Raw genomic sequence first — 12378 nt, 5'->3', positions numbered from 1 at the left:
AAACTTCGTAAGTCTGTTCGATCTTTATTTAAGAAGATTATTTTTAATGTAATTGGCACTCTCCCCAATGGATTCGATGTAATTAGGTTTGTAATTGGTTTCCTGTTCTACATAGATGTGTTTTACGCCCGAAAGGGAAGCTTTTTCAAAGATTGATTTGAAATCAATGGAACCTTTTCCTATTTCCGTATTCCAATTTCTGTTGGTCTTGTCCATATCCTTTACATGCCACATTTTAAACCTATGGGGAGACTTTTTGAAAATCTCTATAGGCGCGTGACCAGCATATACTGCCCAATATAAATCCAGTTCGTAATAAACCAAGTTGGGATCCGTTCCTCCTAAAAGGAGGTCAAAACCTGTGGTATCGCCATGTTTATCAAACTCAAAACCGTGGTTATGGTAGGCTACATTAATTCCCGATTTTATACAGAGTTCTCCCGCCACATTCAATCTTTCCGCCACTTTTTTGTAATCGTCGGCCGTTTTACGTAGATTTTCTGAAAGCCAAGGTGCTACTACATATTTGCTGCCCAAAATATTAGAGGCCTCAATGTAGGCTTTTATATCGTCCAGGTTACCTGAAGTAATGTAGTTCTCGAAACTAAAATGTCCACTTGGGGCATATAGGCCATTGGCATCTAATAAAGATTTGAATGCTTTTGGCGTTAATCCCCAAAAACTACCTTTAGGCGCATAGCTATAGGTTTCTACTTCTTTGTATCCAGCTTTGGCTACTTTTTCAATTACCCCTTTCACATCTTTTCCGATGATATCCCTAAGGGTGTATAGTTGTAAACCGATAGTGGCTTGTGGTTTACTGATCAGGGCATTGGCAAATGAAGGAGCCATTGCTAAACCTGTAGCAATTAGCCCCGCATCTTTAATAAAATTTCTTCTAGTCGTCATCGTTAAGCAGCTTCTGTTTTTGTTTTATCGTTAAATAATAAACTAAATAATAGGAAAACGATGAAAGCTATGCCCGCAGGGATAACCCAAATCATTTTCCAATCTTCTATGCCATTTACTTTATAGGTTTCGGTGATTTGACCGGCTACTATAAAGCCAATTAACATCCCAACACCATAAGTAGCTAAGGTGATCAATCCTTGTGCAGAACTCTTGAATTTCTCTCCTGCTTTTGAATTGGTATATATCTGACCCGAAACGAAGAAAAAATCATAACAAATTCCATGTAAAGCAATACCTAGAATGAGCATGAAACTAAGTTCTCCAGCATTTCCAAATGCAAATAATATATACCTCACTGTCCAAGCTAACATACCTACCAGAATTGTCTTTTTAAAGCCGAACTTTTTGAAGAAAACAGGGATGGCGAGTAGAAACAATACTTCAGATACTTGACCAATGGTCATTTTTCCTGTTGGATTATCTACGCCTATTTTAGATAGGAATAGGTTCGCATTTTGATAGTAAAAGGCGAGAGGAATGCAGATTAATATCGATGAGATGAAGAAAATCAGGAAGTTTTTATCTTTAAGTAGCTTCAGGGCGTCTAAACCTAAGATCTCTGAAATTTTTATCTTTTCGGTAGACTTGTTTTTTGGAGGCGTTTTTGGCAATAAAAAGCTAAAAATTCCCAATGATAATGAGGCTACTGCAGACATCAAGAAAGTGTTTTTAAGTGCTCCACTAGCCGAAGCTTCCTGAGAATCCCAATGAAAGAAGTAGCTGATTAATACGCCAGCTAATATCCATCCAATGGTACCCCAAATTCTAATGTTCGAAAATTCTTTTTCGGGATCGCCCATTTGATTGAAGGACACAGAATTTACCAATGCGAGGGTTGGCATGTATAATACCATATAGGCGAAAACATATGGATAAAATATACTGATGTCGGTAGCACTATACATCTGATACATTAAGATGGCACCAATGATATGCAAAACACCCAATATCTTTTCTGCGTTGAAGTACCTATCGGCAATCAGTCCTATGATAAAAGGTGCAATAATGGCCCCCCAAGATTGCGTAGAGAAAACAGCGCCTATTTCTGGTCCAGAGGCAGTTAAGTTTTTATCAAGGAAAGTACCTAATGTTACAAACCATCCACCCCAAATAAAAAATTCGAGGAACATCATAAAGGATAGCTTGAAGCGAGTTGTTGAGTTCATATTTAGTTGATGGTTTTTTAGTTTATGGTTGGTTAGTTTTTTGGCAGGAAAAGTTTTACTGATTCCTAATCACTAATTCCTGTTTCCTTTTTATAATTCTTTAATCATAATGTTACGGAACCAAACTTCATCACCGTGATCCTGTAAAGCTATTTTGCCAGTTTTATAAGTGCCAAAACCGTCCCATTTTGCAAACTTGCTTCCAGCAATCAGATTTTTCCAGTTTTCGTCCCACATGGTGGTTTTTACCACTGTAACTCCATTTAATATAAAGGTCAGCTTACCTTTGTTACTAATGATTTCTGCCTTATTCCATTCTCCAACAGGTTTTACTGGCTCACTGGTGCTTTTGATCAAATCGTATAGATCGCCGGCACGGTGCTTGGTAATCTTACCATCTGGATGACCATCATTGTCCAGTACCTGCATTTCTGGTCCGGTTAAGTAGGTCTGCTTGTATTTGGATAGGTCCTCATTTACATAGAATATGATACCGCTGTTCGATTTCGGAGCCACTTTCCATTCTACTTTTAAATGGAAGTTTCCGTACTCCTTATCGGTCACCAGATCGCCATTGTCGTTATTTCTTGCTTTGGGATCGAAGTGTAATACGCCATCTTCTGCTTTCCATCCCTTGCCTACAAAATCTTTACCGTAAGTATGCCAACCATTGGTAGTTTTTCCATCAAAAATAGGGGTAAAGCCTTTGTTTTTTTGGGCCATTGTTTGCGAGGTAACTGTGGCAAACAAAACTACTACTGTTGCAATATATTTTTTCATAAATTTTATTTTTTAAATTGATATTAACGAATTTGAAGGGTTATTTTTCACCTAATGACCAACCTTCACGATAATCTCTTTTCACGAACTGGTTCACATCGTCAAAATTGGTAACTTTCATCTGCTCGTTGTTCCACAGTAATTTACGGTACCTGCCTGGATAAGTTTCCTTTCCTTTATCATTTATCTTTTGAATATCAGCGGCCCTAATGGCTAAATTGGCCATTAATAAGCATTCGGTAAGCGGTCCTGCAATTTCAAATGGAGAGCTCAGTTCTTTTTTGCCATGACCGGCAATACAAGCCTCTACCCATTGGCCATAGTGACCATTGGCCTGGTTAGGTACACGGGCAAATTTTTGGGCTATATTTAAATTCTCATTTCTGGAAAGCGGGAGTAGACGGGCCTTGTCGCCATAAGTATTGCTCATCATTTTACCTTTTGTGCCAATGAATAAGGTGCCATTTCCGCCATCTCCAAAAACTTCATTTGCGCCAAGTTCTTCTGGACGTGTAGGTTGTATGCCACCATCCATCCAATGTACGGTTACATCACCAAGGGTTTTATCTGTTTTAGGGAATTTTAAGGTTACGTGGCTAGAAGGAGGACAGCTTTCAGGATAATATCCGCGTTTAAACGAGTCGTAATACACCGAACCCACACTGGCTTCTACTTCTGTGGCATATTTTAAATTTAATACGCTGAAAGGGGTTTCTAATAGGTGGCAGCCCATGTCGCCCAAAGCGCCAGTTCCATAATCCCACCATCCACGCCAATTAAATGGAACAAGTTTATCTACATATTCCTTGTAGGGAGCGGTGCCCAACCATAAATTCCAGTCGAGTTCTTTAGGGATCTCTGCCTTATTTTTAGACCAAGGAATACCTTGTGGCCAAACAGGCCTGTCGGTCCAGGCATAGATCGTATGTACATCGCCAATTAAGCCTGCATCGTACCATTCGCGTAATAAACGAGGGCCATCGTTACTGGCACCTTGGTTCCCCATTTGAGTTACTACTTTGTATTTTTTAGCCGCCGCAGTAAGTATGCGAGCTTCGTAAATGTCGTGAGTTAAAGGCTTTTGCACATATACGTGCTTGCGCAGCTGCATGGCAGCCAAGGTTTGTATGGCATGATTATGATCTGGGGTGGAAACTGTAACGGCATCAAAATTTTTATGCTCTTTGTCGTACATTTCCCGCCAATCTTTGTAGAGTTTAGCTTTCGGGAAACGTTTTACACTGTTAGCTGCCTGGCGTGTATCTACATCACATAAATAGGCAATTTCAGCTTTACCGCTTTCGTGAATTAATTTTAAATCGCTTTCACCTTTGCCGCCTACACCTATACCCGCCACGATAAGTCGGTCGCTTGGCGCAAGAAAACCTTTGCCCCCAAGTACATGACGAGGTACGATCATAAACGCAGAGGCTATAGCGCTTGCTTTTAAAAAATTACGTCGACTTTGGTGGTCTTTATGGTCATTTGCCTGGTTCATAACTTTGGTTTTTGGTTGATTTTCCTTATTTCTTTTTTAAAGATAAGATATACTTGGCCATTAATTTGGCATCGTTAGTAGAAATTTTTGGATGTGGTGTCATTGGAATTTTGCCCCAAACTCCAGAACCACCCTTAATAATCTTATCGGCCAAATAGTCGATATTCTTATCGGTTGAAGGGTACTTCTTGGCAATGTCGGTATAAGATGGACCAATCAATTTATTGATCTTATGATGGCATCCAATACAGTCTGATTTGTTGATCAACAGCTCACCACCACTCATTTGCATGGTACTGATATTAGTTACGGTAGGGGCACTGATATTAATGGCAGGCTCATTTTCTGGTTTAGCTTTGGTAAAGGAAGCCAAAAAAATTACGCTAGCTCCCAGGATTAAAATGGTTTTTTTCATTAGTGTTATATTTTGTTTTGTATTTAGGATTTTGTGTGATATGGGAGATTACAATTTACGATGATAAACCTAATATCTTTTTATTAAAGGTAGCATCACTTCCCGACGCTGCAAAATCATCAAAAGCTTTATCGGTCACGTTGATAATGCGGTTCTTTATGAATTCGGCACCTTCTCTGGCGCCATCTTGTTGGTTCTTGATGCAGCATTCCCATTCCATTACGGCCCATCCTTTAAAATCATATTGGCTCAGTTTGCTAAAAATGGTTTTAAAATCTACCTGCCCATCGCCTGGAGAGCGGTAACGGCCAGCTCGGTTGGCCCAACTTTGGTAGCCACCAAAAGTTCCCTGTTTGCCCGTTGGGTTGAATTCTGCGTCTTTAACATGGAAAGCTTTTATTCGTTCATGATAGAAATCAATGTATTGAATATAATCCAATTGTTGCAATACAAAATGGGAAGGGTCATATAATAGGCAGGCTCTAGGGTGCTGGTCCACTTTGTCGAGGAACATTTCGTAGGTTATCCCATCAAACAGATCTTCCCCGGGATGGATTTCATAGCAAACGTCTACACCACAATTGTCAAATTCATTTAAAATAGGTAACCAACGTTTGGCCAGTTCGGTAAAGGCTTCATCTACCAACCCTTCTGGACGTTGTGGCCATGGATGGAAATACTGCCATAATAAAGAACCACTAAAGGTAGCATGCGCATTTAGTCCTAAGTTTTGGGAAGCTTTTGCTGCATACTTTAACTGTTGTATCGCCCATTCGGTACGTGCTTTGGGATTGTTTTTAACTTCTGGAACAGCAAAAGCATCAAATAATTCGTTATAAGCTGGATGAACCGCTACCAATTGTCCTTGCAAGTGTGTAGAAAGTTCAGTTATTTTTAAACCATGGGCAGCTACTTTTCCGGTTAACTCATCAGCATAGGTTTTGCTTTCCGCCGCTAGTTTTAAATCGATAAAACGATTGTCTAGCGTAGGCATTTGGATACCTTTAAAACCCAAATCAGCAGCCCATTTACAAATGGAATCCAGAGAGTTGAAGGGGGGCTCATCCCCTATAAATTGAGCTAAGAATACTGCAGGTCCTTTTATTGTTGTCATGTTTCGTTAAACTATAAAATTATGCCATTTTTTGTCTGATTGGTTAGAGGCTACTACATTTTCTATGAAGGCCATTCCCCTCACTCCGTCTTTTGCCGTTGGGAAATCCAGTATTTCTGGGCTAGGGATTTCTCCATTTTGTTTAGCATTTAGCGTAAGTGCAAAGTTCCTGTAAATATTGGCAAAAGCTTCTAAATAACCTTCTGGATGTCCAGAAGGCGTTCTGGTGTTGTGTTTGGCAATAGGGTATAGGTAATCGCTGCCTGTTCTATAGCGCTGAGCAGGTTGATCTGGCCATTTCACCATTAGGGTGTTGGGTTCCATTTGATGCCATTCTAAGCTGCCTTTTTCTCCATAAACATTAATTTTTAGGGCATTTTCTTCTCCAGTGGCAATTTGGCTTGCCATTAACAGCCCATTGGCACCATTATTAAATTTCAACAAAACATTACCATCGTCGTCTAGTGCCCTACCTGCTACAACAATATTCAGGTCGGCGCAGATTTTGGTAATTTCTAAGTTGGAAATGTATTCTGCCAGTTGAGCAGCATGAGTTCCGATATCGCCCATGCAGCCACTAATCCCACTTTTTGAGGGGTCTGTGCGCCAGGCGGCCTGTTTGTTGTCTGCGCTTGTTGCCTTACTTAGCCAGCCCTGGGGATAGTTAACACACACTTTTCTAATCTCACCCAGATCACCGTTTTTTACCATTTCCCTAGCCTGTTTCACCATGGGGTAGCCAGCATAAGTATGGGTAAGACAAAGCTGTAAGCCTGTTTCTTCTACTTTTTGTTGTAGGGCTTTGGCTTCGGCTAGGGTAAAGGTGATAGGTTTATCTATCATAACGTTAAACCCATGTTCCAAGGCTAACATTGCCGGCTCAAAATGAAGGTGGTTTGGGGTTACGATGCTCACAAATTGCATTCTTTTGCCTACTGGCAACCGACTTTCGTTTTCGAACATTTCCTTATACGAAGTATAGATACGGTCTTCAGGTAGAAAGAGTGCTCTACCTGATATTTTAGCATTTTCTGCATTGGCACTCAACGCACCACAGCAAAGTTCGATCAATCCATCTAGATTGGCGGCTATACGGTGTACGGCACCTATAAAGGCATTTTTGCCACCACCAACCATTCCCATTCTTATTTTTTCTTTCATATTTTGGAGGGTGTAAGTTTTACGTTTGGACATGTGCCTACTTATAACTAAAACCTACAACTTTTAACGTTTTAAAGGTTTCCTTTTTTCAATTCATTAACCGCATGGTCACAAGCACGGGCAGTTAGCGCCATAAAGGTAAGCGAAGGATTTTGACAGGCTATGGAAGGCATGCATGATCCGTCAGTTACAAATACATTTTTTACCTCGTGCATTTGGTTCCATTCATTTAAAACAGAAGTTTTAGGGTCTTTACCCATTCTGGCCGTTCCCATTTCGTGGATAGCCATACCCGGATAACAGCCATTGTCATACGTTCTGATATTTTTCATGCCCGCTGCCTCTAACATTTCGGCGGCGTCGTTCATCATATCGGAACGCATTTTCTTTTCGTTTTCTTTGTATTCGCAGTCAATTGCCAATACGGGCTGTCCCCATTTATCTGTTTTGCTTTTGTCTAGATATACCCTGTTTTCATAATAAGGCAGCATCTCACCAAAACCTCCCAAGCCCATGCTCCATTTCCCCGGTTTGGTCATTTTGTCCTTAAATTCTGCGCCAAAGGCGAGTTCGGCTACATCATTTTGCCAGTTTGCACGGCTGGCTCCACCTTGATATCCGAATCCACGTAGGTAATCACGTTTGTCATTTCCTACATTTTGATAACGAGGTACGTAAATACCATTGGCCCTACGACCATAGGTATATTTGTTTTCAAAGCCAGGCGCTTCGCCAGAGGCACCACAGCGGAAATGGTGGTCCATTAGGTTGTGGCCCAATTGACCACTACCATTGCCCAGACCTTCTGGATGCGCTTCTGAAGTAGAGTTGAGCAAGATAAAGGTAGACCCTAAAGTAGAACCGTTTACAAAAACAATCTTAGCATAAAACTCCATCGTTTTGTTGGTCTCAGCATCAATTACCATTACACCCTTGGCTTTTTTCGTGTCTTTGTCATAAATGATATGGTTGACAATAGAATAAGGCCTTAAGGTAAGGTTCCCGGTTTCAACGGCTGCTGGGAGGGTAGAAGATTGCGTACTGAAATAAGCACCAAAAGGACAGCCACGGCTGCATAGGTTACGGTATTGGCAATTTCCACGGCCCAAATGCGGAACGGTAAGGTTGGCCACACGGCCAATGGTCATGATTCTTTCTTTTTTATATTTTTCCTCAATTCTGGCTTTTACCGATTTCTCTACTACGTTTAAATCCATTGGAGGGAGAAATTGACCATCAGGTAGTGTAGGCCAGTTTTCTGCCTGTCCGCTGATGCCAGCAAAACGTTCAACATAATCGTACCATTTTTCCAGATCCTTGTAGCGTATAGGCCAATCATTTCCATAGCCATCTTTGGCATTGTCTTCAAAATTGTGATCGCTAAAACGATAGCTTTGACGACCCCACATGAGGGATTTTCCACCTACGTGAAAGCCTCTGTACCAATCAAATCTTTTTACTTCTGTATAGGGACATTCCAGGTCGTTGACCCACCATTTTTCGGTAGCTTCATTGTAGGGGTAATCTCTTTTTTGCACGGGATGGGTACGTTTCATTTCTTCCGTTAATCTTCCGGCGTGTTTGATGTCCCAAGGATTTTTCATGGCTGAATCGTAATCCTTGATGTGCTCAATGTTCATTCCCCTCTCTAGCAATAAAACCTTCAAGCCTTTTTCGGTCAATTCTTTAGCTGCCCAGCCACCGCTAATACCCGAACCCACAACTATTGCGTCGTAAGTGTTTTCTGCCTTTAAATTTATGTTTAAGTTCATTTTGTTTTGTTTGAGTGTTTAGGAAAAGAGATTAGGTTGCCCAAGATTTTTGACCTGGCTTTAAGGTGGTATTACCGTCATAGCTGCCAGGTATTGGCAAATATTCCCGGGCCTTTGTGCAGCCCACTTCTGACGAAAAATAGCCTAAAGACGTAAGATCTCTTGTAATGGTAAAGAAATAGGTAATGTCTGCTTGATCAGGATTTTTTGCTTGTTTTTGATCTAGTGTTTCCTGCCTAAGTTCTGTAAGTAACTTCTGACGGTCTTTCAGGGGAATTAGGCCATAACTTTTTCCATAGGTTTTTTTTACCCTCGCTTCAAATTCAGTTAGGCCCTTATAAAAAGACTGTTGTTGTTTAGCAGGATAACAGTCATTGATCATCATAGGGATAAACTTACCTACGCCGGCAACTTTGGCTCCCGGAGATGATTTGGTGGTTGGAATAATCACATCGGCAATTTCTGTAAGCAATTTACGCTGCTCTACAGAAAAAGTAACGTTGTTTTTTTCATTTTCCGGTAAAGTGTAACTGCTGAACAGGATGTCGGTGGTTCCTGCAGAGATGGTGGTTCCTAAAAGGATAGCAACACTTCTAAGTGCTTCTCTTCTGTCCATATTTACGGTATATTTTGGTTTCTAAGTGTGATTTGTACACTATATAATTTAGTGTAATAATAATAATTAAAAATTTGTTATCCATGTATGTTACGAAATTGCTACAAACTTGGTATCAAATTCACACGATTTTATCATGTTTTTAATACATTTTTTTGTCGTACATCACTTTTCTGATCATGAATAGGGTTTATGTATTGGTGTTTAGTGAATTAATGTGGTATGGGTTTAATATTTTTAATGCAGACCTCTTGACGCTTGTTAGATTAAAGAAATACCATTCGGTCGAAATGAAAAGATTATTCTCGTGTGAATTTATGTTGGATACTTTTTCATGAGTTTTAGTGTTCAAATTTCAAAAGACGATAGATATCATAAAAGTATATAATTTTTGTTCATCTTATTTCTAAAAAAATGAAATAAAAAACAATATAACGAATGTTTAATTGTAATGAAAAGTAAGTTTAATGAAATGCTTTATTGAAAAGTTTCCTAATTAAGTAGCTTTAATGAAATCATGAATTGCTATTAAAAATTGATACGGCTTTTAGCCCAATTTTTTACCTTTGTCAAATTTCAATTTACTTATGAAAGAAAAAATATTAGTATTAGGCTCAAACGGACAGATCGGTACCGAACTGGTCAGTGCGCTTCGGCTTGATTATGGTAGTGATAATGTGATTGCCTGCGATATACGCAGGCCAGATTACGAGATTAAAAATGCTGGACCATTTGAGTTCGTCAATGTTTTGGACAAAGATATCTTAAAAGTAATCTTCGAAAAATATAAACCTACGCAGGTTTATCTACTAGCTGCTTTATTGTCGGCAACTGGCGAACAGAACCCTAAATTAGCTTGGGATTTGAATATGAACGGTCTGCTCAACGTATTGGATTTTGCTTTGGTATATAAGACTGCGAAAGTATATTGGCCAAGTTCCATTGCTGTTTTTGGACCTAATTCGCCCAAAAATAATACGCCACAATATTGCACCATGGATCCTAATACGGTATACGGAATTAGTAAGTTGGCAGGTGAGCGTTGGTGTGAATATTATCACCAAAAATACGGTTTGGATGTGAGAAGTATCCGTTATCCTGGGCTGATCAGTTGGAAAGCTGCGCCTGGAGGTGGTACTACAGATTATGCGGTGCATATTTTTCACGAGGCATTGAAAAAAGGTAATTACGCTTCTTTTTTGTCGGCCACAACAGCTTTGCCCATGATGTATATGGATGATGCTATTCGCGGAACGATTGAGTTGATGAATGCACCGGCCGATCAGATTACCATTAGATCGAGCTATAACTTTGCGGGGGTAAGCTTTACACCGGAAGTATTGGCTGCTGAAATACGTAAGCACATACCAGATTTTAAATTGAGCTATACAGGAAATGATCATAGGCAACAAATTGCAGATAGCTGGCCAAGTTCTATTGATGATGGTTTTGCAAAAAAAGATTGGGCTTGGAAGCCAGAATTTGACCTAGCCAAAATGACGGCCGATATGCTGATAAACTTAAAAAAATAAACTAAGGTATGGGGTTAGGGGTTAAGACGTAGCGTCTTGATACTCGGTACTCGTACTCAATACTAGAAAAAATGGGAAGAGCATTCGAATTTAGAAAAGAAAGAAAATTTAAACGTTGGGCCAAAATGGCCGTACAGTTTACACGTATTGGTAAGGATATTGTAATTGCCGTTAAAGATGGCGGTCCACATCCGGAAACCAACTCTCGTTTACGTACTGCTATACAGAATGCCAAGGCGGTAAACATGCCAAAAGATAGGGTAGATGCCGCTATTAAACGTGCCTCTGATAAATCAATGGCAAACTATGAGGAAATTGTATATGAAGGTTATGCCCCTCATGGAGTAGCAGTGCTTATTGAGACCGCAACAGACAATACCAATCGTACGGTAGCCAATGTTCGTAGCTATTTCAATAAAACGAATGGCTCTCTGGGCAAAACAGGTTCTCTCGATTTTGTTTTCAGTAGAAAGTCTATTTTCAGGTTTGCTCCAACAAATGAACTAGATTTAGAAGAATTGGAGTTTGAACTTATTGATGCTGGTTTGGAAGAACTTTATGTAGAAGCAGATGAAGAGGGAAACGATATGGTAGTGGCACAAGGAGCCTTTGAAGATTTTGGACGTTTACAGAAGGCCATTGAAGAAAAAGGTATCGAGTTGAAGAGTTCTAAGTTGGAACGTATTGCATTGTCACATCACGAAGTAACAGAAGAACAGGCTGCTGATGTCTTGAAACTTATTGATAAGTTAGAGGAAGATGATGATGTACAGGCCGTTTACCACAATATGGCTGAATAAGCTAAGTTGTGAATTTTTATTTTAAGCCTCTTTTAGTCGATTAAACCTCGTAGGTTTTCAAAACCCACGAGGTTTTTATACGCCAAACTGTTTAAGGTGGTGATCTAGATGTTTGTAGAACATATTATTCCATTCATTAGCACTTAAAGTGCCAAATGAATGGGAAACTTTACCATCAAAAATATAAGTGCCCAATACTTGGGTCTCTCTAATGTAATCAACTAGGCATTTCTTTTCTGCTTCAAAATCTTTTTCATCGCGAACTAAAAACGCAGGTGCAGTTTTCGAATTTTTAGGATAGGCCTTGTGCGATACTACCATTTTCTTTATAAAGTTTTTTAAGATAAAACTCATAAAGAAGCCTGGTTTCGGATGCTTGTCGGTATATACCATCTCGTAGGATACACAACAATGCGCCAACATCTGGGCAACACTCATTTTGCCCCATATAGGTCGTGAACTTGGTGTTAATTTGTTTATTCTTTCAATAACACCTTCCGCTACTTCTTTGGTAAAAATATTAGGTAAATCCATTGTCTAATTTTTTACGAA

General features: G+C 39.7%; 12 protein-coding genes. 2 read left to right on the top strand and 10 right to left on the bottom strand.

The features are described from left to right. Nucleotides 1-24: 24 nt before the first annotated feature. The 9 genes from JHD79_RS15260 to JHD79_RS15220 form a co-directional block, all read right to left on the bottom strand. Nucleotides 25-909 (bottom strand): sugar phosphate isomerase/epimerase, encoded by an 885-nt coding sequence (locus JHD79_RS15260; RefSeq protein ID WP_199120163.1) that lies wholly within the window; start codon nt 907-909, stop codon nt 25-27. Nucleotides 910-911: 2 nt separating this feature from the next. Further along, nucleotides 912-2138: a nucleoside permease gene (locus JHD79_RS15255; protein ID WP_199120162.1), complete on the bottom strand. Its 1227-nt coding sequence runs from the start codon at nt 2136-2138 to the stop codon at nt 912-914. A gap of 90 nt (nt 2139-2228) precedes the next feature. Further along, the gene (locus JHD79_RS15250; RefSeq protein ID WP_199120161.1) at nt 2229-2918 is read right to left on the bottom strand and encodes a DUF1080 domain-containing protein; all 690 of its coding nucleotides are present in this window, start codon (nt 2916-2918) and stop codon (nt 2229-2231) included. Between the two features lie 40 nt (nt 2919-2958). After that, nucleotides 2959-4416, bottom strand: a complete 1458-nt coding sequence (locus tag JHD79_RS15245) for a Gfo/Idh/MocA family protein (protein ID WP_199120160.1) — start codon at nt 4414-4416, stop codon at nt 2959-2961. 25 nt (nt 4417-4441) lie between these two features. Beyond that, on the bottom strand, nt 4442-4831 hold the full coding sequence (locus JHD79_RS15240; RefSeq protein ID WP_199120159.1) for a c-type cytochrome: 390 nt from the start codon (nt 4829-4831) through the stop codon (nt 4442-4444). A 55-nt stretch (nt 4832-4886) separates the two neighbouring features. Next, nucleotides 4887-5945, bottom strand: coding sequence for a sugar phosphate isomerase/epimerase (locus tag JHD79_RS15235; RefSeq protein WP_199120158.1), 1059 nt, complete (start codon nt 5943-5945; stop codon nt 4887-4889). A gap of 6 nt (nt 5946-5951) precedes the next feature. Next, nucleotides 5952-7106 (bottom strand): Gfo/Idh/MocA family protein, encoded by a 1155-nt coding sequence (locus JHD79_RS15230; protein WP_199120157.1) that lies wholly within the window; start codon nt 7104-7106, stop codon nt 5952-5954. 71 nt (nt 7107-7177) lie between these two features. Next, complete coding sequence (locus JHD79_RS15225) at nt 7178-8878, bottom strand: GMC oxidoreductase (RefSeq protein WP_199120156.1); 1701 nt, start codon at nt 8876-8878, stop codon at nt 7178-7180. A 31-nt stretch (nt 8879-8909) separates the two neighbouring features. Then, nucleotides 8910-9494 carry a gluconate 2-dehydrogenase subunit 3 family protein gene (locus tag JHD79_RS15220; protein ID WP_199120155.1) on the bottom strand — a complete coding sequence of 195 codons (585 nt, stop codon included), beginning with the start codon at nt 9492-9494 and terminating at the stop codon, nt 8910-8912. Between the two features lie 587 nt (nt 9495-10081). Between JHD79_RS15220 and JHD79_RS15215 the strand changes: the two genes are divergently transcribed. Further along, the gene (locus JHD79_RS15215; protein WP_199120154.1) at nt 10082-11026 is read left to right on the top strand and encodes an NAD-dependent epimerase/dehydratase family protein; all 945 of its coding nucleotides are present in this window, start codon (nt 10082-10084) and stop codon (nt 11024-11026) included. Between the two features lie 71 nt (nt 11027-11097). Next, nucleotides 11098-11826, top strand: a complete 729-nt coding sequence (locus JHD79_RS15210) for a YebC/PmpR family DNA-binding transcriptional regulator (RefSeq protein WP_199120153.1) — start codon at nt 11098-11100, stop codon at nt 11824-11826. A gap of 75 nt (nt 11827-11901) precedes the next feature. Here the strand turns inward: JHD79_RS15210 and JHD79_RS15205 are convergent, their stop codons facing one another. After that, a complete protein-coding gene (locus JHD79_RS15205) occupies nt 11902-12360 on the bottom strand; it encodes a DUF1569 domain-containing protein (RefSeq protein WP_199120152.1) in 459 nt (152 codons plus the stop codon). Nucleotides 12361-12378: the final 18 nt, after the last annotated feature.

The organism is Pedobacter sp. ASV28 (assembly GCF_016428855.1).
GTDB lineage: Bacteria > Bacteroidota > Bacteroidia > Sphingobacteriales > Sphingobacteriaceae > Pedobacter.
The sequence above is the reverse complement of the archived record's forward strand: the minus strand, read 5'-3'. Positions and strand labels throughout refer to the sequence as shown.

Coding starts and splice junctions, on each gene's coding strand:
- JHD79_RS15225 (WP_199120156.1), bottom strand. CDS start 8,878: ATGAACTTAAACATAAATTTAAAGGCAGAAAACACTTACGACGCAATA.
- JHD79_RS15230 (WP_199120157.1), bottom strand. CDS start 7,106: ATGAAAGAAAAAATAAGAATGGGAATGGTTGGTGGTGGCAAAAATGCC.
- JHD79_RS15215 (WP_199120154.1), top strand. CDS start 10,082: ATGAAAGAAAAAATATTAGTATTAGGCTCAAACGGACAGATCGGTACC.
- JHD79_RS15240 (WP_199120159.1), bottom strand. CDS start 4,831: ATGAAAAAAACCATTTTAATCCTGGGAGCTAGCGTAATTTTTTTGGCT.
- JHD79_RS15255 (WP_199120162.1), bottom strand. CDS start 2,138: ATGAACTCAACAACTCGCTTCAAGCTATCCTTTATGATGTTCCTCGAA.
- JHD79_RS15260 (WP_199120163.1), bottom strand. CDS start 909: ATGACGACTAGAAGAAATTTTATTAAAGATGCGGGGCTAATTGCTACA.
- JHD79_RS15220 (WP_199120155.1), bottom strand. CDS start 9,494: ATGGACAGAAGAGAAGCACTTAGAAGTGTTGCTATCCTTTTAGGAACC.
- JHD79_RS15250 (WP_199120161.1), bottom strand. CDS start 2,918: ATGAAAAAATATATTGCAACAGTAGTAGTTTTGTTTGCCACAGTTACC.
- JHD79_RS15245 (WP_199120160.1), bottom strand. CDS start 4,416: ATGAACCAGGCAAATGACCATAAAGACCACCAAAGTCGACGTAATTTT.
- JHD79_RS15205 (WP_199120152.1), bottom strand. CDS start 12,360: ATGGATTTACCTAATATTTTTACCAAAGAAGTAGCGGAAGGTGTTATT.
- JHD79_RS15235 (WP_199120158.1), bottom strand. CDS start 5,945: ATGACAACAATAAAAGGACCTGCAGTATTCTTAGCTCAATTTATAGGG.
- JHD79_RS15210 (WP_199120153.1), top strand. CDS start 11,098: ATGGGAAGAGCATTCGAATTTAGAAAAGAAAGAAAATTTAAACGTTGG.